Source organism: Colwellia sp. 12G3 (assembly GCF_002836775.1).
GTDB lineage: Bacteria > Pseudomonadota > Gammaproteobacteria > Enterobacterales > Alteromonadaceae > Colwellia.
Genome location: NZ_PJAQ01000028.1, coordinates 1 through 22477, shown reverse-complemented (window position 1 = coordinate 22477; position 22477 = coordinate 1). Strand labels below are relative to the sequence as shown.

The window sequence follows — 22477 nt, the reverse complement described above, 5'->3', positions numbered from 1 at the left end:
ACTCTTTCACATTTTTATAAACCCTATAAGGAATTCATTATGAATTGGAAAAAACCTATAACCTCGAGTCTAAAAAGTTTGTCGCTGGGTATTGCGCTAGTCTGTTCAGGCACTTATATCGTTAATGCTCAGACGCTTGGCGAACCAGAAAAGGAAGAGTTAAAGTTTGGTTTTATTAAACTAACCGATATGGCACCTATTGCTATTGCTTATGAAAATGGTTACTTCGAAGATGAAGGGTTATACGTCACCATTGAAGCGCAAGCTAACTGGAAGGTGCTACTTAATGGTGTGATAGATGGCACCTTAGATGGTGCCCATATGCTTGCGGGTCAGCCTATTGCAGCCACAATGGGATACGGAACTAAAGCACATATCATTACACCTTTTTCAATGGATTTAAATGGTAACGCTATTACCGTTTCTAACGATATCTGGAAAAAAATGAAGCCAAACATTCCCAAAATGGCTGATGGGAGACCGGTACACCCAATCAAAGCAGATTCATTAAAACCCGTTATAGAAAGCTTAGCAGCAGAAGGTAAGCCCTTTAAAATGGGCATGGTATTTCCCGTGTCTACTCATAACTACGAATTACGTTATTGGTTAGCCGCAGGCGGAATACACCCAGGTTATTATGCACCGCACAAGGGGGATAACTCAGGACAAATTGATGCCCAAGCTTTGCTTTCGGTAACGCCGCCGCCACAAATGCCATCAACAATGGAAGCTGGGACTATTCATGGTTATTGTGTCGGCGAACCTTGGAACCAACAAGCGGTATTTAAAGGTATTGGCGTACCCGTAGTTACCGATTATGAAATATGGAAAAACAACCCGGAAAAAGTATTCGGCATGAGTGCCGATTTTGCAGAAAAATATCCAAACACCACTATACGTTTAACACGTGCTCTTATTCGCGCTGCTAAATGGTTAGACGACAACAACAATGTTAACCGTCCTGCTGCAGTGAAAATATTATCTCAATCTAATTATGTGGGTGCTGATTACGATGTTATTGCTAACTCGATGACAGGGACTTTTGAATATGAAAAAGGTGATAAACGAGCAGTGCCTGATTTCAACGTATTCTTTAGATATAACGCTACCTTTCCATATTACTCAGATGCTATTTGGTATCTAACGCAAATGCGTCGTTGGGGACAGATTTCAGATGACAAAAGTGACCAATGGTACAAAGACTTAGCGGCAAAAGTCTATCGTCCAGATATCTACGAAAAAGCGGCTAAATCATTGATTGCCGATAAATTGATTTCTGCAAGTGATTTCCCAGACTTTACGAAAGAAACGGGTTTTAAAGCACCTCAAAAACATTTTATAGACGATATTGTTTATGACGGAAATCAACCTAATGCCTATTTAGAAAAATTCACACTGGGTCTTAAAAAGGGTGACAAGCTTTAAGCATTATTCGCTAAAGCTGATTATATAAGGGGTAATAGATGAGTTTAACAACAGTAAATGCAAGCCAATTAACCGTAACAAAGCAGGTGATGAAAGTTTCTAAAAATGTCTTAAGTAAAATCACTAATGCGATGTTACTGCCTGTTATTGGCTTAACAATATTTTTATTTTTATGGTCAATTTCAGCACAAAGTATTCATACCTCTTTAGGTACGTTTCCTGGCCCCAATGCGGTTGTTAAACAATTTTCGTCACTCTATATCGAACATGTCGCAGAGCGAGAAAAAGCTGAAGCCTTTTATCAGCGACAGGAGAAACGCAATTTAGCTAAGCAGGTGAACAATCCTAACTATGTTGGCAAGATAAGAGCATATACAGGTAAGGAAACCTTTTTTGATCAAATTCTTACTAGTTTATTCACGGTAACCTGTGGTTTTTTAGTCGCAGCAATCATTGCCATTCCACTTGGTATTTGGATGGGATTAAATAAACGTTTAAATTCAGCAATAAACCCTATTGTGCAAATATTTAAACCGGTATCACCGCTGGCATGGCTGCCTTTAGTTACTATGGTTGTTAGTGCACTTTATGTCTCTGATGATCCTATGGTATCAAAGTCATTCTTAACGTCGTTAATTACCGTTAGCTTATGTAGCTTGTGGCCAATGGTAATCAATACCTCTATTGGTGTTTCTTCAATAGACAGCGACTTACTCAATGTAAGTAAAGTTTTACGCCTACCTACATTTACCCATATTCAAAAAATAGTATTACCTGCGTCAGTCCCGATGATTTTCACGGGTATGCGTTTGTCATTTGGTGTTGCATGGATGGTACTGATTGCTGCAGAAATGTTGGCACAAAACCCCGGCTTAGGTAAGTTTGTTTGGGATGAGTTCCAAAATGGTAGTTCAGACTCTTTGGCTCGTATCATGGCGGCGGTCATTGTTATTGGCTTTATCGGCTTTTTATTGGACCGAGCGATGCTGGAGCTACAACGAAAAGTTTCTTGGGACAAATCAAGCGCAAGCGTTTAAGGAATCATTATGAATTTATCAGCTTTAGAAAACCCTGAATTTTTAGAAAAGAATACGGCACAAGCCTTTTTAAATATTAGTCAAATAGACATGGTTTTCCCTACAGATACTGGCGGCTTTACGGCGTTAAAGAATGTAGATCTTAAAATTGATAAAGGCGAGTTTATTTCGCTGATTGGTCACTCTGGTTGTGGGAAATCAACCGTACTTAATATTGTTGCAGGACTTTATCAAGCAACGAAAGGCGGTATTTTACTGCAGAATAAAGAAGTAAATGAACCCGGACCTGAACGTGCTGTTGTTTTTCAAAACCACTCATTGTTGCCTTGGTTAACGGCATATCAAAATGTTGAACTAGCGGTAAAGCAAGTCTTCAACAAAACCATGTCAAAAGGTGAAATGAAAGAATGGATTGAATACAACTTAAAACTTGTACACATGGACCACGCCATGTTTAAACGTCCCGATGAAATATCTGGTGGTATGAAGCAACGGGTCGGTATTGCGCGTGCCTTAGCGATGCAGCCAGAAGTTTTATTAATGGATGAGCCGTTTGGTGCCCTTGATGCCTTAACCCGAGCGCATATGCAAGACTCACTGATGGAAATTCAAAATGAGCTGAATAACACGGTGATCATGATCACCCATGATGTTGATGAAGCGGTATTGCTTTCTGATCGCATCGTGATGATGACTAATGGGCCTGAAGCCACTGTGGGTGAAATTCTCGATGTTAAACTTGAACGCCCGCGCAGTCGATTGTCGCTTGCCAAAGATATTGAATATAACCGACTTCGTTCTGAGGTATTAACTTTCCTTTATGAGAAACAAAGAAAGGTAGAGAACATTAGCAGTAAAGCGGTAACCCCAAAATCAATACCGAGAAAACGTGTCAGTACACAATAATAATTAAAAATAATTAAAAATAATTAAAAATAATTAAAAATAATTAAAAATAATTAAAAATAACTAAACATAACTTAACTTAAAACATGAAAGGAAAATTAACCCATGACATTGAATAAAATCGCTTTATGTCTATCCATCAGCTTAGCAGGTAGTTGTTCATCTATGGCTTTTGCTGAAAATTCTTCAATAGCAGAAGCCGTAATTAATGGTAAAACCAAGATTAATTTAAACCTACGTTATGAAACAGTAGATCAAGACAACACCAAAAAAGATGCTGATGCGCTTACTTTACGCACGCGTTTAACTTACGAAACAGGTAAGGTAGCAGGCTTTTCTTCCTTAATCGAATTTGAAGATTCTCGCACAGTACTTGGCATGGATGATTACAATAATACCTTAGGTAAAAATACCGATTATTCAGTGATAGCCGATCCTGAAACAACAGAGCTTGATCAATTTTTACTGCAATACCAACAAAAATCTCTCGCCATCAAAGTGGGTCGTCAGTTGATAACAATGGATAATCATCGTTTTGTTGGTCATGTTGGCTGGCGCCAAGATAGGCAAACATTTGATGGGGTAACTTTTGCTTATCAACCCATTAAAGATTTAACGGTAGATTATGGTTATATTACCAAACGTAATAGAATTTTTGCCGAAGCTAAAGATATAGATTCTAATGATCATTTACTCAATGCAGCTTACAAAACATCATTGGGTAAAATCACTGCTTACGGCTATTTATTAGAAGTTGATAACGATACTGATAATGGTTTAGATACCTTTGGTATTCGTTTTAATGGCGGCACGTCAATTGGTGAACAAAAAATATCTTACCAAGTAGAATATGCTCAACAAGATGCTGATAATGCAACCACGTCTTACTCCGCTGATTACCTCTTAGCTGAACTAAGTACTGCATTTTCAGGTATTGGTTTGAAAGTGGGTTACGAATTACTTGGCTCTGATAATGGTAATTATGGTTTTTCGACGCCTTTAGCGACGTTGCATAAATTTAATGGTTGGTCAGATCAATTCTTAAATACGCCTAAAGAAGGTCTCGCCGATTTATATGCCAGTGTTGGCGGTAAAGTTGCGGGCGGAAAATGGGCCGTTATCTATCACAAATTTGATGCCGATGAAGCTTCTGCAACCGTTGATGATTTAGGCTCTGAATTTAATGCCATCTATTCTAATAGTTTCACTAAAAACTATACTGCAGGTATCAAATTAGCGGCTTATTCTGCCGGTGATGCAACGGCAGGAACGGTTGATACAAATAAAATATGGTTATGGCTAAACGCTAAATTTTAAACCTAAAGCTAGTTTTTAAGTCACCCTAGAAATGAGTTTCAACTTTGATTCGATTCAGCGCAAAGGTTAAGCCATTTTGAGGTTTTATAGAGTAAACATCGCATCAAAGTATTTTGATGCGATGTTTTGCTTTATATAGATAATAAATATTGGGGTAGTGATAAAAATTCACCTGATTAGCATTATTTTTAATTTAGCCTACACTGACGGTTGTACACGTAATGTACAAGGTAAGCGTTTCTACTTTAAAGGAATCATGAAAATGGAATTTAATACCCCGCAAGCGATCCGTAAAATAAAGTTATCCCCAAAAAGTAATATTCTGGTTGATGGTAAGCATCAGTGCAAATTACAAGCAATGTCATTTGCCCTTAAGTACCATAAAATAGATGTTACAGAAACTCTAGGTGAATTAACTATCAAGGGCATAGTACCTGTTGGTGGATAGCGTTATTTTGCTGGAAAACTTGATGCGATATTAACTAAAGCCCCCATTTTATCATTATCAGTCCCTGCTACTGAGGTTAACGAATAACCTGAGTAGCAGGGACTTTATTATTTCCCTAGAAAATTTACTTAAGCTGACCTACTTCACTTTTAGGTGGATTTTATAATCCGAATTAATTTCATTGGTGTGATTTAATTAGTATTGCTTAATTCGTACCGTTTAATGAGTATTATTTAATTGCTCAACGATAGTATCAATGATGCTAAAAGCGTTGGTTGAATGGATAACACTATCACTACTCCAAATGTTTGTAACACCTAGAGCTTTTAAACGCTCTAATGCACCATCAACAAAAAAGGCGTGACTGACTAATACTGAGATACTCGCGGTTTGGTGTTGCTGTAATTGTACAATGGTTTGTTCTAGCGTCTTTCCGGTACTGGCTATATCGTCAACAATCACTACGTCTTGATTATTCATATTTACCGGTAAGCTTTTACCTGAAACAGTATCAGCTGAATTGGAGTCGGCTGAACTTATGTTGGTCGAATTCAGTTTATCACCGTTTGATAACTCACCTAGACTGACGGCAACATGTTTATCATCAAATCTTTGCTTTACAGCTATGCTATAACGCCAGTTTTGTGGTTGTGCAATCGCTTTAACCCATTGTGCTGACTCTTCATCGGGACCAATAATAATAGGATTTTTAAAGTGCTGCTGTAAAAATGTCGACATAGCCTTTGTCGCGTACAAGGCAATCGCTTGATTGGTTGGAATAGCTTCACTGAGTTTACTAATGCGGTGTAAGTGAGGGTCTATGGTGATGACGCTATCGAAGTACTCGCTAAGTAGTTTACCAATTATTTTTTGGCTAACGGCCTCTCCCTCATTAAAAGCAATATCTTGTCGCATATAACATAAATAAGGCGCGACTAAGGTTATGTGCTCAACACCCTGACTGCGTGCCGCGCTTGCCGCGATGATAATATCTATTAACTTATTATTTGGTTGGTTGAGCGTACGACAAATAATAATTTTTTTTGGCAAATTTACCGGGAGTGTCACTTTAGTTTCACCGTCAGGAAATTGGTGTAGTTTAACGAGTCCAAATTCAGCTTGCATGCTTTGGGCAAGTTGCATAGCGGGTGATAAATAATCATCGAAACCTAGGATCAGTGGCATTATATTTTCCTAACAAAAGTGATTAATAAAATAGTCTGATTGGTAATGGATATTATATAAAATAATTATCATGCTCAACCGGTCGAGTGCTTTTTAGGGTATAGGCTTCATTATCGTTAGCAAACTCAGTAGCAAAGCCAAAGTTACTGTTAAAATCAGCATAAATAGTAAAGAGAATATCGCCTTTATTGACTTTATCACCCACTTTTTTATGTAAATCAATACCGGAAATCTTATCGATAGGAGCACCAGCTAAACTCGCAATAGTTGATATTTTTAAGTTATCGATTGCATGTATATAACCCGCTGTTGAGGCAAGCACATTGTGCTCAAAACGTGCTTTGTTTTTTGTTATTTCTTGCCTACCTTGCGCTTCAATAATGTCTTGCATTTTTTCATAGGCCCGACCTGATTCAAGAATATCACGGGCAATCACATAACCTTGCCCGCCTCGAACATCAGGATCAAACTCTAAAATTCTTCCTGCTAATCTTAGTGACTTTTCTCGTAAGTCACTTGGCGCATGCTTTTGATTACTTAATACTTGCATTACATCTCGGGCTTCTAACCCAGGACCAATGCCATTTCCTATAGGTTGTGAGCCATCAGAGAATACAACCTCAATATGTAAACCAAATAGATCACCGATATATTCAAATAACTTTCGAAGTTTTAATGCATCAAGATTTTGATGTACTTTGGCCGAGGGGCCGACGGGAATATCAATCAGTAAGTGCGTTGAACCGGCAGCAATTTTTTTTGATAAAATAGAAGCAACTAACTGACCAGTTGAATCCATAGCGAGTGGGCGTTCAACGCAAATTAAAATATCATCTACCGGGGCTAGCTTAGCTGTCCCTCCCCAACTGAGCATGCCACGGTGTTTTTGTACTATATTCTTCATTCTCTCTATGGAAAGATCAACCTTTGCTAGTACTTCCATGGTGTCAGCGGTACCTGCAGGCGAGGTTATTGCTCTACTCGATGTTTTAGGCATTAACATGCCATGGGCAGCAACAATGGGCATAATTATCATGGTGGTTCTATTACCAGGAATACCACCAATACAATGTTTATCAACGACAATAGACTCGCCCCAATTAAGTTTTTTTCCAGACTCAACCATGGCTTTAGTTAAAAAGAATATTTCTTCACGTTCTAAACCACTATGACTGCAGGCAACTAAAAAAGCGGCAATTTCCATTTTAGAGTAACGGTTTTCTAATATATCTTGGCATATCAGTTGAAAATCTTCTTTATTGAGCGTTTCACCCGCAATTTTTTTATGCACCGCGGCCAATGATATTGGTGGTTGTGCTGGCGCAATTTGGACTTTAACGCCTTGCTTCTTATTGAGTTGTTTAAATGCTTGAGTACTTAAACCCAACTCGTCTATGTTGACGATACTCGTATCATCAACAATATTAAGTACGGCTAGAATAGGGGTATCATTTTTTTTTACAGAGATCTCAATTTTCATTAAGGCTTGAAAATCTTCAGTGCGATAAAGCGGGCAGTCGCGATGTAAGTAAACGACGTTTTCTTTAAAGGTGTCAATGGCAACAGACTTGATTTTTAACATAACACCATTGTTCCTATTATTGCGGGCTAGTTAGGTCGAGATAGCTTGTTTATTGTGTAAAGTCAGTACATCAACTGCAATAACTCTTCTAATTAAAAGCATAACACTTGAAATGAGTGTAGTCGAAAAGGTGTTTAGTTAATTGCTTTAGATCAAGTTGTTGTCAATTTAACCTTGATATGAATATAGAGTTGTAAGCGTGAGAGTTTTCAATTTTGTTAAGTGCTTAAAAATAAAGGGGAGTGGGGGGAAAAATAGAACAACACAGATTCTAATAAAAAATAGGGTATATTTTTCAATCGTTAACAACTCGTCTGACTCGTTTTCGGTAACTTAAGTAGTCGTCTTGATAGTATATCAATGGCAACATTGAGCAGGGCAGTACACGTGATAAGCACGAGTGCATTACTATAACGTATTTCGCTGAAATTACTGTCGATATAAAATCCTAACGTCATAATACCCAAAATACCAAACACCGCGGTTTCTCGCACTATGATCTCGAAGCGATAAAACATCAAGGCCATCATGTTGGGATAGATACTCGGCATTATGTGGTAGTTAAACTGATTAAGTTTACTCATCTGCATCTGTTGAGGCGCGATGGAGTTACTTTGTTTAACAGTCAAATAAGCGATCACACAACCATTATGTATGGCTAAGGCGATAACCGCGGGTAACATCGATGGGCCCAGCAGCATTAAAAAGATGAACGCTAAGATATATTCAGGCACTGAGCGCCCAATTAATAAGATTAACTGGCCAAGCCAAGTTAGTGGCGTAGGCCATAGGTGCTTACTAGCCATTGCATGAGCATTTAAGGTAACAATGTGGCTGACTGCTAAGGCAAGTAGTGCCAGGGTAATGGTAGCTAAGGCACCCGGAATGGCTTGCTCTGATATTAGAGTACTAAACCAAGTGTAGAGTGATGACCATTGAACCTCTGCCAACCTCGAAGCATTTGCTAATGCAGAAGGCAAAATATCTTGGCTGATAAAACGCACCAGTAGACTGCTATCTACGTTAGGAATATCTATGAGTGTCACACAAGCAATAACAAGATAAACCCCAAGTAACTTGGGTGGGCACCAGTAACGAATTGTGCCGATAAGGGCTATAAATATTATCAGTAACGCAGCACCCTCGCTATAGTGTCCCTGTCTGAACGCGGTTTCCATATAAAAGCCTAACGTTGGCATACCGATAAAGCCGAGCACGGCACTACTACGCAGTGCACACTCAAAACGGTAGCGAGTGTAAGCCATAAGTTGTGGCATCACTTGGGCTATTTTTCCGTAAGTAAAACGGCTAATAATATCGGCACGGCTATCGATACTCTCTAGAGGGCTGTCTGAAGATTGGTTAATGATATCGTGAAATACGCGGGCAAAGGTGGCAGCAAACGGAATAGTGATAGCCAAAATTCCGGTAAGGGGAGAAAGGCCAAAAATTTGTAAAAAAAGTAGTGCCCAGAAAATTTCATGGATCGCACGTAAAAAAGCACAGCAACCCGATATTATTGGATGTTGGTATATTAGCGCGAGGGGAGTGCCAAGTATTAGGCCTAAACAAACACCTAAAATGGCAAAGTTAACGGTTTGAATGATAGCTTGGAACAGGTACTCAGTCGCGAAAAAATCGGGTGTCATTAACCCATCAACCATGCGAGTTAATTCGAGGAAAGGGTCGAAGTTAACAATCTCTATATCGGCAAACGGCAGAATAATCAGTGCGATCAGCAATATTGATAAAGTGACTTTTTGCCAATAACCCAAAGGATAATGTGTGTTTTTCACTTGCTGCAGTTGTGACATAAAACGGCTTACGCGACAGCGCTAGTTTGATACAGCGCGGTAATCTGTTGATGATCAACACTGTGCTGTTGGCTATCAAGTACCAGATGACCTTTATCTAACGCGATAACCCGGTCAAATGCACTCATCGCTAATTCTCTATCATGCATTACCATGATGACAGTTTTGTGCCTTTTTAATACGGTTTCGAGTAGTCTTGATGCCATTAATGGATCAAGGGCTGAAAAGGGCTCGTCGCCGATAAAAATATTTTGCTGTTGATACAGGGCTCTTGCTAATGCCACTCGCTGTCTTTGTCCGCCAGAAAGTTTATCCACTTTCTTTGCCAGTGGCTGGTCTAATTCTAACTGTTGGCAAAGTGAACTAACATTGCTTAACTCTTTTTTGAAAGGTCTAATTAAATTCACTAAGTTAAATAACCAGTGATGTCTAGCCAAAGCCCCCATAAATATATTGTGATAGATACTTAAATTATCAACCAAACCTTGGCGCTGTGAGCAAAGAGCGGCATTGCCTTGTAACTCTTGATACAAATGATGCAACAGGCTAGATTTTCCTGCACCAGAGGGACCAATAATGGCAACTTTTTCACCTTCATTGATAGTCAGACTCAGATCAAAAATAACCTGAGTAGAGGTCTCTTTTATATCCGTGTTGTAACCAGCGGTTTTATCATAGTGAAGGTTTAAGTTGTCAATAGTGATCATTAATCGATAAGTCCAATTTGTTTAGCCACATCTTCGACAGGTTGAAAATCTTTATTTTCAGCTTTAACGAATGAAGACCGTGGAAAACTTTTTAATAACTCGGGACTATCCATATTGAGCAGTGCCGTTTGAACTTTATCGGCAAAGTGTTTTCCAAATTTGGCATCAACATCAGCGCGTATCGTCCATTGGTAATCAGGGTAGACGGGGGTTTCCCAAATAACCTTTACTTTATTGGTATCAATTTTTCCAGCGGCAAGGGCACTTTCCCATACTGTATAATTTACAGCACCAACTTGGTAGGCACCTGCTTGAACTTGGGCAATAGTACGGCTATGGTCACCAGAAAAACCAACACGTTTAAATGCTTGTTGTGGTTTTTCTTTTAGATGCTGTTCTATATAATATTGCGGCATCAATCTACCGGAAGTTGAGCCTTTTGAACCAAAGGTGAACGTTTTCTGGGTAATATCAGGAAAATTTTCGCTCATTGCTAAGCCCGTACTATAGTGGGCAATAAAGTAACTTTTGAAAAACTGATCTTCATAACCTTGCGCTATCGCTTTTGAACCGGGCACTAATCGTCGGGCTTGTACGCCAGATAAACCACCGAACCAAGCAAGTTGCACCTGATTGTTTTTAAATGCTGTTACTGCTGCAGAGTAAGATTTAACCGGTACATATTTTACCTCAACGCCAAGTTTCTTTTCTAAATAGAGAGCAACTTTTTCGAAGCGGGTCCTCAGCTGAGATTCGTCTGCATCTGGAATCGCGGTAAAAGTAAATGTTGTGGCGCTCACGTTAATACTAACAAGGACGTTTACACTTAGCGTTAACGCACATAGTACGAACAGTTTGGTCATTTTATTCATCATATCTCTGTTTATTAAAACGACATCAATAGCATTGATGTCGTTAAATGGGGTGGTTCGATGGCGTATAATCTCTTTAAAATAGTGATTTACACACTATTTACGATAAAAATGAATGTTAATCCGAGGGAAATTATTTACTTTTTACAACATGATTAGTGACGATTAAGCATATTATTGAGTGCATTAGCTTTGCTCTGAGGATAACGCGATTATTTTATCATCTATCGTCTTATAGTGGCAGTTGTCATTTTACACTGAGGTAAAATACAGCGAGAGTCTTCGTCTTATCTATTTAATTACTTAGGTTTTTATAGCATCAATAAGTAAAATAACTCTCAAGTTATAGTGCTGATTGAAACATAAATTAAATAATAGATGGGTATTGAAGCGTATTAAAGTGACATAGGTGTAAGCCGATTTCTATATGGTCATTATTTACTTTATACGTTACGATGAATGTCAGTATTTCCATAAATTTAGGGTAACTAATATTGCATTATTACGGTAAATTTTTAAATTCTCAGATAGCTTTTTTGGTTATCACAGGCCTGTTTATATTATCAAGCTTTTCAGCGAAATCAGAGGTGGTGAAAGTTGTCACTGAGTACTTACCGCCCTATCAAATTAAGCTCGAAGATGGCTCTTTAGGTGGTTATTCGACGGATGTCATTACAGAACTATTTAAAATAACGGGCGATATTCCGGATATTCACATTTTACCTTGGGCAAGAGCCTATGGTACTGCACGCAGGGAGCCTAATGTTCTCATCTATTCCATTTCCCACACAAGCGCGCGTGATCCATTGTTTCACTGGATCGGACCTTTAAAATATGAGCGTTTCTATTTTTGGGCATTAAAAAGTAAGATTACTAAGGAGTATGAATCCTTACATGCAATTAAAAGTATGCTTATCGCCAGTGTAAATGAAAACAATACCGAACAGTATTTAATAGATAACGGCTTTAAAAATATTTATAAAGTGATTAAAGGTGAACAAAGTTTACTCATGTTAGAAAAACAACGTATAGATATTATCCTCAGTAATGAACTCACTTTAGCGTTACAAAGCCAAAATATCGATTATGACTTTTCAACGTTAACAAAATTACAAGAGGCAAAAGGGTTACAAAATAACTTAAGTATTGCTTTTGGTTTTAATACCGATCCTAAGGTCATTGAACGTTTTCAAACGGCCTATACTGAATTAGTAACGTCAGGGAAATTAGTTGAAATAAAGCATAAATGGTCGATAAAAGACGAAAACTAGTCAACAGTTGTTGACTAGTTTTTACTTTTACCTTAATAAATAATTAAGGATTAGCTTGTAACGTTAACGTTATTCCAGAGGCGTTAGTATACCCATAAACATCTATGTAATAAGTCCCTTCGCCTGGGCTAGTGAAACTACAGCTTTCATTGTTGCCATTTTTATATGGGCGACAATCATATACAGTAGATGTCGATTGTGCTCCTTTACGTACGTATAAGTCAGCATCACCAGAGCCCCCTGAAATACTAATAGTCATATCGACATAACCTGCAGGTAATACTTGCGTATAACGTTGCCATTGTCCTTGCGTTACTGAAATATTAGATAAAGTATCATTAATTGGATCGTTACCACCCGGAGTGCTAGTTGAGTAGCTACCCGTTAGACTGACACCTGAAAAAGTTGAATAGGCTTTTAAACGGACATAATACTTGCCACCAGTCGATGTACCCGAACAAGACTCACTGTTGCCATTTTTGTATGGACGACAGTCATATGTTGAGTCTGTTGGTGTTGAACCAAATTTCACATACATGTCTGAATCGCCAGAGCCACCACTAGAGGTAAAACTAATATTAGTTGCGCCTGCAGGTACATCCATGGTGTAAACAATATCTGAACCTGATGAAGCTCCTAAATTTGCAGCAGCAACACCATTGGTTAACACATTACCACCAGGGTCAGTAGGATCTGTTCCGCCATCAGGACAAGCGCCAACTCCTACAGCACACCAAGCTGTTTCTACTGCATTTTTTTCTGTTGCACCATATAAATCTTGTGCTGCTTGTGCCGTTGCTGTTCTTGCACCGGCAAAGTTAGTGTTTTGATTCATATAGGTAACTAGCGCGCGATAGAATATTTTCTCAGCTTTAGCCATACCAATACTAGGTACTTGTGCGGCTGATTTGTTACGTGGATGAGTACCACCATCCACGAGTAATACATAAGCTAAGTTAGCAATACCTGAGTTACCATGTACGCCACCTTGGTCATTACTATTACTTGGATTGCTCACGTAAGGAATACGTTCTGGCCACCAATCTTTTGAATAATTATCTTTGGTTGGATTGTCCATATAACGTAATGCTTTACCTGGCGTGTTATACAAACCATCACCTAATAACCAAGATGAGCTTGTTGTGCCATTACGGTATGATTCAGCTGAAAGCCCTAAAATATCTGACCAAGCTTCGTTCAGTGCACCGGACGCATTAGCGTAAACAAGGTTTGCTGTTTTATCAGTAACGCCATGGGTTAATTCATGACCAATAATATCAAAGTCACTGGTAAAATCATTCAAGCCATTTGATGCTTGCCCGTAAATCATTTGAGTCCCAGTCCAGTAAGCATTCGCGACACCCATATCAACACTTGATATTAATGTCATGCCATTATTGTCTAAGCTGTCACGACCAAATTTACTTTGGTAATAATCATAAACTTTTGCGGCACCATCATGTGCGCGTTGCGCTGCAGCATTACCGCCACAAGTTTGAGTATTAGTACAGAGTAACGACCCAGGGGCGGAATTGGCAGAGCCGCCATTTAATGTATAAGTTTTCCAATTTTTTGAAGAGTGCACTTGTGCCTCTCGACTTAATACTTCAGCAGTATTCGCATCAAAATAAACAAAGTCACGGCCAAAATCTTCGCCACCATTATCCCAAGAAACTTCTACCCGATAAGCAAGTTTTGTTTCTTCAGTTAAAGGTAAATATAGGTAAGCAAGCTCTGCAGAGCCGTTAACTTCACCAATGCTTTGTGCTGCAGCTACCGCTTGATTTTTACCGGTATTGGCATTACTGCTGTTTAGTGAGTTCACACTATTAAAGGTTGATAGTGCTGGTGTAGTGCTTTTCGCTAAATTTCCGGTAATACCATAAATGTCTGCTTGACTATTTCCAGTACTTAACACACCGACAGAGCTATTGGCATGCATGATCATACTTGTACCATAAACCTTAATACCATTGATGGTTTGATCGAAATGTGTGTGTGTTTTTCCTAATTCATCTGTCCATTGTCTACGAACGTTAAAATTTTCATTACCGTTCGCTGCAAATTCATTCTGGCTAGAAATTATGTCTTTTAGTGCTTGGGCTGCAGTGCTTTGAGTCATACTTCCTAGTTCACCAACAACAAACGACGGAACGCCATTTACGGTTTGGTTTTGCACTATCATGGAAGTAACTTCAGTGGCATTAGTGTTGAATGCCGATGCTGCTAGTGATGCGCCGACGAGTAATGACAACTTCGTTATCTTATTGTATTTTTTCATGAAATATACCTATTAAACTTAATTTTGTATCTGGGATAAAAACCAGACATTATTTTTATTTTCTCCAAAAAATTAAACATAATTTCGTTTAAGTCAATGTGGAGGATTTTTAGTCAGTCTTTGCTGACAAATTAAACGTAGCAGTAAAATTAAGTTATTAACAAAAAATTAATAATAATTTAACAATTGGAATCGTAATGAAATCGTTACAAAGAACGTATTTGATATAAAAGGCAGAAGTTTTTATATTTTTATTACTTTATATCAATTTATTATGCGGTCAGGTTTTATAAGAATAAAGCGGGTGTTGAGGTGATAGCAGCTATTAATCGGCTTGGTACAATATAGTTTTGTAATACCAAGTTGATTAAGTTCTTTCCCACTCAGCGAGAATTAAAAGGATTAGAGGCAAGGCATTGATTGAAGAGAATGGTTATTCCCTTATCAAAATCAATAACGCAGCATGTAAACCTTTTAAACTCGCCCTCTGGGAGCTTTCTCGATGTTCATTAACATCGTTAAGTTTATTTGATTTAGAATGACTAAACCGAAACAAATTTGCCTTGTTATTGAATATCGATCAGAGCTCTGAGTTGGGAAGAAATTTAATCAAATTGGTATAAGTTACTTTTTTGGTAAGAGGTGAGAATAAATAGATTAGTTAATAACAATCAATTCATTTTCTAAGCTAGTTTTTAGATTAACAAAGCTAACTGTTGGTTTGCTATCGATAGTTGATGTTAGGCCCTCAACTAATACTAAAATAGTCTTAGATGGATTATTTGAACTTTTGGAGGTAATGATAACAGAAACGAGTTGTCGCCAATTACAACCAACGAAACCACAAATCCCACCGAGTTCTAATTGCTGGTAGGTGACTTGGTAGTCATTTGAGGATTTATCCTTAAGAAAATGAATGATTTTTTCATGTGATTTTACCGCATCTATTGCTATGTCAGCAGCATCTTTAGCATGAGAAACATATGAAATAGTTAAAATAAGAACAAAAACTATGATCATTTTCATTTAAAAACGTCCTTCTATTGGCTATATTTTTAATTGTTACACTTAGTAAGTACAAGCAAGTTAATACAGGTAAGTTAACCTTTAATCTATCAGTAGATTAACTTATTCCTAATAAAGCGGGAAATAGTTCAGAATAAAATGTAATGCCATGGGGGGCAAGGCACATTATCTCGAAAATTAATACTATCAAAAAATGTGCCATTGTTCGTTTAAATGGTTAGACATGGCATTACAGATAAAGGATACATTATTTAGATCAACTAGTAGGAAAAATCAAGGTAAATACGTTGCTAAAAGTCTGTAAATCAACTAATTTTTAAGTTAGGGAAACAGCAAATTACTTTCTTAGTGAATAGCGATTTTTATCGCAGTAATATCACTTGGATAACTGCTATTTAGGAGCTAATGATGAGATTGATTAAAAATATTTTGGTGGTGATGGACTCGACTAGTGATCATCAAGCAGCGTTAGTGCAAGCCATTAACATTGCGGAAAAAACATCAGCAAGTATCGAGCTATTTCTTGTGGCTTATAATAGTCAATTTGTTAGCCATTGGAACTTCAATCAAACACAATTAGAAGCGTTACAAAAAGAGTATTTAGCTTCGAAAGTTCGTTGGTTAGAAACCTATGTATCTGAAGTCAAAGCACTTAATATAGTGGTTAACATCGATGTTGTTTGGCATTGCGATGTTAGTTGTGCAGTATTAGCAAAAGTAGCGAGTACTGACGTTTCTCTGGTCATTAAGTCAACCAAACAAGATTCTATTATTAATAAAATATTTTTCACCCCCAGTGATTGGCAATTGTTAGAGCACTGTAAGGTCCCTTTATTACTCACTAAGAACATTAGCGACTATTCATATCATAAGATTATGGCTGCGGTTGATCCTGAAAAAACACACGATAAAACCGAGCGATTAGATACTAATATTCTACAAGCTGGTTTGGTAATGGCTGAGTTATTTGATGGAGAATTGCAGGTTTGCCATTGTTATCAACCTATAGGCATTGAATTATGGCAGGGTATGAGTTCAGTAGGTATGGACCATAGCTTAGTTAATGGTGATTTTAACGATTATAGTGATGCGATAAAACATCATCATAAAGTTATATTTGACGAATTACTTAAGGATTATGAATTTACTGAAAAATCGACACATTTAGTCGCTGGTTCTGCCGAATATGAATTACCAGATTTAGTGAAATCATGCCAAATAGATTTATTAGTCATGGGCATGGGTAATAATGGAAAATTCATCGGTAATACTATTGAAAAGATACTCGATAATGTTGAATGTGATATTTTATCGATAAAGTGCCTTAGCTAGTTAAACCTGCATATTACCTAGCTATAACGTGAGTATTAGGTCACATTGATTTCAATTTAACCGGTTGTTTTAGTGCTATTATCGAATACTTATAAAATAGATGTTTACTTTTCCTACAAAGCCCCGTATATTCTCTAACGTTGATTAGCCTTCCTCAGCTAATTAACGTTAATCCCCAGTGATTTTTTCGTGTTTTGTCTTTCCCTTTCACAGTCAGCCAATACCTTAATAAAAAGTTATTAAATTAAAGCTTTTTGCTGCATGAGATCCCGAGTCATTCTCGGTTAGTTCATCGTATTATTATCATTATGTATATGCAGTTATGGGCTTTTTAATATTGCGTGTTTACGCAATTAAAGGAGTTATATTATGTCTTATACTTATCAAGGTAAGATTTACGCTATTGAAGCACCAGTAAAGTCTATTTCAATTAACAAATTAAATGTTGTTGTTAAAGACCAAGCCGGTTCAAAATTGTTTAAATTTACCCAATTGAATGAGTCTAAAGATTTTCTAGCTATGTTATATCAATCGTAGCAAGAAATGATAACCGTTAGTTTTACTAGCGGTTAAACTAAAAAAACCAGAATTACCTTAATAAGGTATTCTGGTTTTTTGGTTTTTCATCCCATTAAATTTAAAGCCAAATGTATTAATCCACTTTATTAATAGTCACTTCTAGATATTTACTATTACCCGCATACCACTTTTGTACATAAATAGAGCCTAAAATTGGTGGCATGCCATCTTTGGGGATTTCTTTATAGCGGACACTATTCTTGTTTTGTTTTTCCAATTCAAACGTAATCTTAGTTTCAGACATCTTCGTATTTTATTCTTTTGGTAGTTAAGCAGTAATTTATATAAAAATAGCTCATCAAACAAGTGGGAGGAAGCTCTTTCTAACATTTAAAATGTTTGGATCTTAGTTATAAATATCACCTAGCTCTTCTAATTGCGTAAGGTATATACGTAAATCTAATTCCAATTGATGATACTCAGGCAACATGCTTTGGCATAGTTTATAAAATGCTTTGTTATGCTCTTTCTCTTTTAAATGCGCTAATTCATGCACCACAATCATGGCTAGGAAAGCTTCAGGGGCTTTTTTAAAGAGGCTACCAATACGAAGCTCATTTTTGCTCTTAAGCTTATTACCTTGCACACGAGAAATATAAGTATGTAAACCTAAAGCATTGTTGATAATGTGAATTTTATCATCATATTTTATTTGGCTTAACGGTGCAGATTTCTTTAAATATTGATTTTTTAATGCCATCACATAACAGCGTAAAGCTTTATCGTTACTTATTTCATGGGTAGTAGGGTATTTAGTCAATAAATATTGGGCAAGTTTTTTTTGGTCAAGCATTTGCTGAACCTGAGTTTGTACTTGCTGAGAATAGGCTGATAAATACTTCAATGGTGATGACATAGTTAGTTTAATAATGCTTAGGGTAATAGGTACTAATTTGGTTATTGTCTATTTTACTTAGGTAAAACAGCTCTATTATACTTTTTATTTTCTTATGGGGGTAGGTAAGTATCATTAAAGACCTGTTTGACTCATTAACCGTATATTTCCAATTACCTATAACTACCCATCTGTAATATTGTCCTTAATTTAATACTATAATGTAAATACCCGTTATCATTCAAGATGCAGGTTTCAGAGTGCTTGAGCAATTTCAATTCAAGGCGCGGTTATGAAATAAGGGTTATTCCCTTATAAATCACAGAAACGATGGGGTGATGTTGCTCAAGCGCTTCTTTTATGGGTTTAAAATCGCTTTATGTGGCGTTAAATAATCAAAGCACAGAATGACTATGCTTAAATTATCCTCCTTGCCTAACGCTATTTTATTTCCCACTGAATTCCCGCACTTTGATTGGTAACGGGTATAACGGTTAAATATTTTATGGGGGATTGCTCGGGTATGGGACAAAGGGAATATAGACAATAATGGCATTACTTATGATTTACCTTGTGCTTGCTATTGGAGTCTCATTTTTATGCTCTATTTTAGAGGCCGTTTTACTTTCAGTCAGCCCTGCATTTGTGGCACAAAAACTTGCGGCTAAAGCACTAGGGGCAAAAAAATTAGCTAAGGTAAAGAATAATCTAGATCAGTCTATTTCAAGTATTCTGATCCTTAATACGTTTGCTCACACAATGGGGGCGGTTGGTGTTGGTGCTCAAGCTGTTCGTATTTTTGGCGAGCAAAAAGAAACCCTTATTGCTTTTTTACTGACTTTGGCTATCTTATATTTCTCTGAAATTATTCCTAAAACACTGGGGGCTAACTTCTGGCGTACTTTAGCAATACCTTCTGCCTATATCATTTCTTTTTTAGTTAAAATTATTTATCCCCTTGTCTGGCTTTCATCATTACTTACTCGTTTGTTTAGCCGTAAAAATAAAGATGTCATTACAAGGGAAGAGGTACTGATGGTCGCAGCGCTCAGCCATAAAGGTGGAACACTCGATAAGAAAGAAAATCAATTACTTGAAAATATTTTAGAATTACGAAAGACCAAAACAAAAGATATTTTGACACCACGCACTGTTGTGCATGCTTTAGCTAAAGAGGTAACAATTACGGAAGCTATTAACAATGAAAAGACAGCAAATTTTACCCGAATTCCCGTTTATGATGACAGTATTGATAATATTTGTGGTGTTGTTATTAAAGCTAACTTATATGAAAACGAAAGACAGGGACAAGGACAGGAAAGTCTTGAAAATATTATTAGCCCTATAGGTAGGGTGTCGGAACGGTTGCCAGTGCTAAATTTACTTGATCTATTTATTAAGCGTCATGAACATATATTTATTGTAGAAGATCATTTTGGTCAAACTGCTGGGGTGGTAACACTAGAAGATGCCATTGAAACTTTCCTCGGCCGTGAAATTGTCGATGAAAGTGACGAGGTTGCCGATTTACAAAAACTAGCTAAAGCACAATATCGGCAAAGGCTTAAAACGACCAATACAGATAAAACCGCTGATAAAGTAACCGATCAATCGGAGTAAATTATTTTTAAAGACAGCAGATGCTTTATCAATGGATTTTATTTGTTAAAATAGCTGTATTATTAATTAATGTCTTAACAATGAGAAAATTCAATGAACCCGATTATCCAAATATTAAAAGAACTAAATATCAGTGATGAAAAAATTAATGAGCTTTTTCAGGCGCTCACTGAAAATCCTATGATGGCAATGGCATTCATTGCACAACTTGGCATTCCACCTGAAAAACTACAAGCGATTATGAGTTTAGTGATGGCAGATCCAGGACTTATTGAACAGGCAGTAAATGAGCTAGGTTTAGATTTCTCTAAAGTAGAGGAAGCAAAAGCAAGATTAAAAGCCGGTGATATTTAATGAGTACTGAAGAAGTAAGCATTACCTTAGCTAACTTTATAACTAAACTAGATACAAGTGCTGATGAAATAAGTTTTGAGCAAGTAATGCAGGTTATTAGTGAAAACTATAGCTATGTGCCTGCAACGTTCGCTAATGGTGACTTACTTAATGAAGCAGGCACTAATGAAGGCTCTTGCAAGATATTTTATTTTGCTCAGTTGAATAAGTTAACAGAGCAACAAACGTTGGCTTGTTTTGGACGGTTTTATCGTGATGACGTGATAAATAATCCTCAAGGCAATGACCATGGTAATATTCGTAACTTTATACAAAGTGGTTGGCAGGCAATTAAATTTAAATCAATTGCGTTAACATCCCTCTAGTATTATTGACTAAAACTCAGATATACCTGTTACCCATCGTGTTTAATGGTTAGTTAAGTGCTCATTAGCGATTAACTAACCATTACTTTTATCTCTCTAGTTCTTTATTTTCTTAGCGACTTTCATTACCGCTAAAGAAATAAATACCAGTATTGCACCTAAAACAAAGCCGACAAATAAGTCGATTAACAGTGGGGTAATTGCAACTAAGAACCCTGAAAATATAGGGAGGTTACTGGCAAAATTTATTGCTATTTCAATGGTGTGATGAAAAGCAGGAATACCATGAGTAATGAGTGAGCCTCCGACAAGCCACATAGCAACAGTGCCTGCAAAAGCTAAAAACTTCATGAGTTTAGGTGCAAAAGCAATCATAAAGTAACCTAAGGCACGTTTTGATTTGCCCCAAAGGTTAACGGATTTATCTTTAATGAGTAACAGGCCACCATCATCAATTTTTACAATACCGGCGACTAAGCCATAAACACCTACAGTCATCAAAATGGCAATAAAAATTAAGACTGATATTTGAGTTGTTATCGGTTTATCTGCGACAGTGCCTAAAGCAATAATAATAATTTCTGCTGAAAGGATAAAGTCGGTACGAATGGCACCTTTGATTTTATCTTTTTCATAAAGAGTAATATCTATATTTTCATCTTGCAGTGCACTCACTAGTTCTTCATGTTGTTCTATGTGTTTATCATTATGGAAGAACTTATGCCAAACTTTCTCAAAGCCTTCATAACATAAATAAGCACCACCTAGCATTAACAACGGCATGATCACCATAGGTAGGAAGTAACTCAGTAATAAAGCAATAGGTACAAGAATCGCTTTGTTGAGCATCGAGCCTTTAAAAACAGCCCATACTACGGGCAGCTCTCGGTCTGCTTTTAAACCACCCGAAAGTTGTTCAGCATTTACAGCCAGATCATCACCTAAAACTCCTGCTGTTTTTTTAGCGGCAACTTTTGATAAAACCGCGACATCATCGAGCAGCATGGCAATATCATCTAATAACGTCAGTAAACTTGCACCAGCCATAAAAATCCTTGTCATTTATGTTTGTTAACGACAACACTATATTTATCTTAACCTTATTATTCAATAACAATTGCAAAGAAGAATTGTATTATACCAAGTTGATTAAGTGCTTTCCCACTCAGCGAGAATTAAAAGGCTTAGAGGCAAGGCATTGATTTAATCAAATTGGTCTTACTATTGAATGTGGTTTGGATTCAGAGGATTGTGATTTTGTTGTGGATAGGGAAAATAAATCAACGCAGGCTTTCGATTGAGGAATAGAGAGTATTAGGATTGAGATTTTTACGGTAATGAGATTATAAAAAATAACGAAAACCTTCGGCTATTTATAATTGATACTTAGACGAGTTCGAGTTTTATAATTATTTTTGGGATTTTACTTGGACAGTTGCTTAAGCTAGATTGGATAATACTTTATAAGGAGTTTACAGTTAGATTGGTTGCGGGAGCCCTTATCTACTGAAGAGGGAACTG

General features: G+C 37.1%; 21 protein-coding genes. 11 read left to right on the top strand and 10 right to left on the bottom strand.

Annotation, left to right across the window (positions count from 1 at the left end; genetic code table 11):
• The first annotated feature begins 39 nt into the window (after positions 1 to 39).
• From CXF71_RS08060 to CXF71_RS08040, 5 genes are all read left to right on the top strand, one after another.
• Positions 40 to 1425, top strand: coding sequence for a CmpA/NrtA family ABC transporter substrate-binding protein (locus tag CXF71_RS08060; protein WP_101232449.1), 1386 nt, complete (start codon positions 40 to 42; stop codon positions 1423 to 1425).
• An 89-nt stretch (positions 1426 to 1514) separates the two neighbouring features.
• Positions 1515 to 2462, top strand: coding sequence for an ABC transporter permease (locus CXF71_RS08055; RefSeq protein ID WP_101232597.1), 948 nt, complete (start codon positions 1515 to 1517; stop codon positions 2460 to 2462).
• Between the two features lie 90 nt (positions 2463 to 2552).
• Positions 2553 to 3368 (top strand): ABC transporter ATP-binding protein, encoded by an 816-nt coding sequence (locus CXF71_RS08050; RefSeq protein WP_442871927.1) that lies wholly within the window; start codon positions 2553 to 2555, stop codon positions 3366 to 3368.
• A gap of 105 nt (positions 3369 to 3473) precedes the next feature.
• Positions 3474 to 4685, top strand: a complete 1212-nt coding sequence (locus CXF71_RS08045; protein ID WP_101232447.1) for an alginate export family protein — start codon at positions 3474 to 3476, stop codon at positions 4683 to 4685.
• Positions 4686 to 4947: 262 nt separating this feature from the next.
• Positions 4948 to 5133: a hypothetical protein gene (locus CXF71_RS08040; RefSeq protein ID WP_101232446.1), complete on the top strand. Its 186-nt coding sequence runs from the start codon at positions 4948 to 4950 to the stop codon at positions 5131 to 5133.
• 219 nt (positions 5134 to 5352) lie between these two features.
• Here CXF71_RS08040 and prs read toward each other — a convergent pair whose 3' ends face one another.
• The 5 genes from prs to CXF71_RS08015 form a co-directional block, all read right to left on the bottom strand.
• Positions 5353 to 6318: a ribose-phosphate diphosphokinase gene (gene prs / locus CXF71_RS08035; protein WP_101232445.1), complete on the bottom strand. Its 966-nt coding sequence runs from the start codon at positions 6316 to 6318 to the stop codon at positions 5353 to 5355.
• Positions 6319 to 6370: 52 nt separating this feature from the next.
• Positions 6371 to 7900: a thymidine phosphorylase family protein gene (locus CXF71_RS08030; RefSeq protein ID WP_101232444.1), complete on the bottom strand. Its 1530-nt coding sequence runs from the start codon at positions 7898 to 7900 to the stop codon at positions 6371 to 6373.
• Positions 7901 to 8202: 302 nt separating this feature from the next.
• Entirely contained in the window at positions 8203 to 9714 is a 1512-nt protein-coding gene (locus tag CXF71_RS08025; protein WP_101232443.1) for a PhnE/PtxC family ABC transporter permease, read from the bottom strand.
• Between the two features lie 8 nt (positions 9715 to 9722).
• Positions 9723 to 10421, bottom strand: coding sequence for an ATP-binding cassette domain-containing protein (locus CXF71_RS08020; RefSeq protein ID WP_101232442.1), 699 nt, complete (start codon positions 10419 to 10421; stop codon positions 9723 to 9725).
• A complete protein-coding gene (locus CXF71_RS08015) occupies positions 10421 to 11293 on the bottom strand; it encodes a putative selenate ABC transporter substrate-binding protein (RefSeq protein WP_101232441.1) in 873 nt (290 codons plus the stop codon). The genes CXF71_RS08020 and CXF71_RS08015 overlap by 1 nt, the downstream gene beginning before the upstream one ends.
• 590 nt (positions 11294 to 11883) lie before the next feature.
• On the opposite strand from CXF71_RS08015, the gene CXF71_RS08010 reads away from it, so the two are divergent.
• Positions 11884 to 12564, top strand: a complete 681-nt coding sequence (locus tag CXF71_RS08010; RefSeq protein WP_198559853.1) for a substrate-binding periplasmic protein — start codon at positions 11884 to 11886, stop codon at positions 12562 to 12564.
• A gap of 43 nt (positions 12565 to 12607) precedes the next feature.
• On the opposite strand, the gene CXF71_RS08005 is transcribed toward CXF71_RS08010, so the two are convergent.
• Both CXF71_RS08005 and CXF71_RS08000 read right to left on the bottom strand, forming a co-directional pair.
• Positions 12608 to 14845: a M4 family metallopeptidase gene (locus CXF71_RS08005; protein ID WP_101232439.1), complete on the bottom strand. Its 2238-nt coding sequence runs from the start codon at positions 14843 to 14845 to the stop codon at positions 12608 to 12610.
• Between the two features lie 657 nt (positions 14846 to 15502).
• Positions 15503 to 15871 (bottom strand): hypothetical protein, encoded by a 369-nt coding sequence (locus CXF71_RS08000; protein WP_101232438.1) that lies wholly within the window; start codon positions 15869 to 15871, stop codon positions 15503 to 15505.
• A 405-nt stretch (positions 15872 to 16276) separates the two neighbouring features.
• On the opposite strand from CXF71_RS08000, the gene CXF71_RS07995 reads away from it, so the two are divergent.
• Positions 16277 to 17203, top strand: coding sequence for a universal stress protein (locus CXF71_RS07995; RefSeq protein ID WP_232771416.1), 927 nt, complete (start codon positions 16277 to 16279; stop codon positions 17201 to 17203).
• A 369-nt stretch (positions 17204 to 17572) separates the two neighbouring features.
• Complete coding sequence (locus CXF71_RS21500) at positions 17573 to 17740, top strand: hypothetical protein (RefSeq protein ID WP_198559852.1); 168 nt, start codon at positions 17573 to 17575, stop codon at positions 17738 to 17740.
• Positions 17741 to 17855: 115 nt separating this feature from the next.
• Here the strand turns inward: CXF71_RS21500 and CXF71_RS21495 are convergent, their stop codons facing one another.
• Entirely contained in the window at positions 17856 to 18026 is a 171-nt protein-coding gene (locus tag CXF71_RS21495; protein WP_198559851.1) for a hypothetical protein, read from the bottom strand.
• 102 nt (positions 18027 to 18128) lie between these two features.
• Positions 18129 to 18638: a YgjP-like metallopeptidase domain-containing protein gene (locus CXF71_RS07990; protein WP_101232436.1), complete on the bottom strand. Its 510-nt coding sequence runs from the start codon at positions 18636 to 18638 to the stop codon at positions 18129 to 18131.
• Between the two features lie 528 nt (positions 18639 to 19166).
• On the opposite strand from CXF71_RS07990, the gene CXF71_RS07980 reads away from it, so the two are divergent.
• The 3 genes from CXF71_RS07980 (at position 19167) to CXF71_RS07970 (ending at position 20956) form a co-directional block, all read left to right on the top strand.
• Positions 19167 to 20237: a CNNM domain-containing protein gene (locus CXF71_RS07980; RefSeq protein ID WP_101232434.1), complete on the top strand. Its 1071-nt coding sequence runs from the start codon at positions 19167 to 19169 to the stop codon at positions 20235 to 20237.
• A 93-nt stretch (positions 20238 to 20330) separates the two neighbouring features.
• Positions 20331 to 20591, top strand: coding sequence for a DUF2999 family protein (locus CXF71_RS07975; RefSeq protein ID WP_101232433.1), 261 nt, complete (start codon positions 20331 to 20333; stop codon positions 20589 to 20591).
• Positions 20591 to 20956 (top strand): HopJ type III effector protein, encoded by a 366-nt coding sequence (locus CXF71_RS07970; RefSeq protein ID WP_101232432.1) that lies wholly within the window; start codon positions 20591 to 20593, stop codon positions 20954 to 20956. Before CXF71_RS07975 ends, CXF71_RS07970 begins: the two co-directional genes overlap by 1 nt.
• Positions 20957 to 21052: 96 nt before the next feature.
• Here the strand turns inward: CXF71_RS07970 and CXF71_RS07965 are convergent, their stop codons facing one another.
• On the bottom strand, positions 21053 to 22003 hold the full coding sequence (locus CXF71_RS07965; protein WP_101232431.1) for a DUF808 domain-containing protein: 951 nt from the start codon (positions 22001 to 22003) through the stop codon (positions 21053 to 21055).
• Between the last annotated feature and the right edge of the window lie 474 nt (positions 22004 to 22477).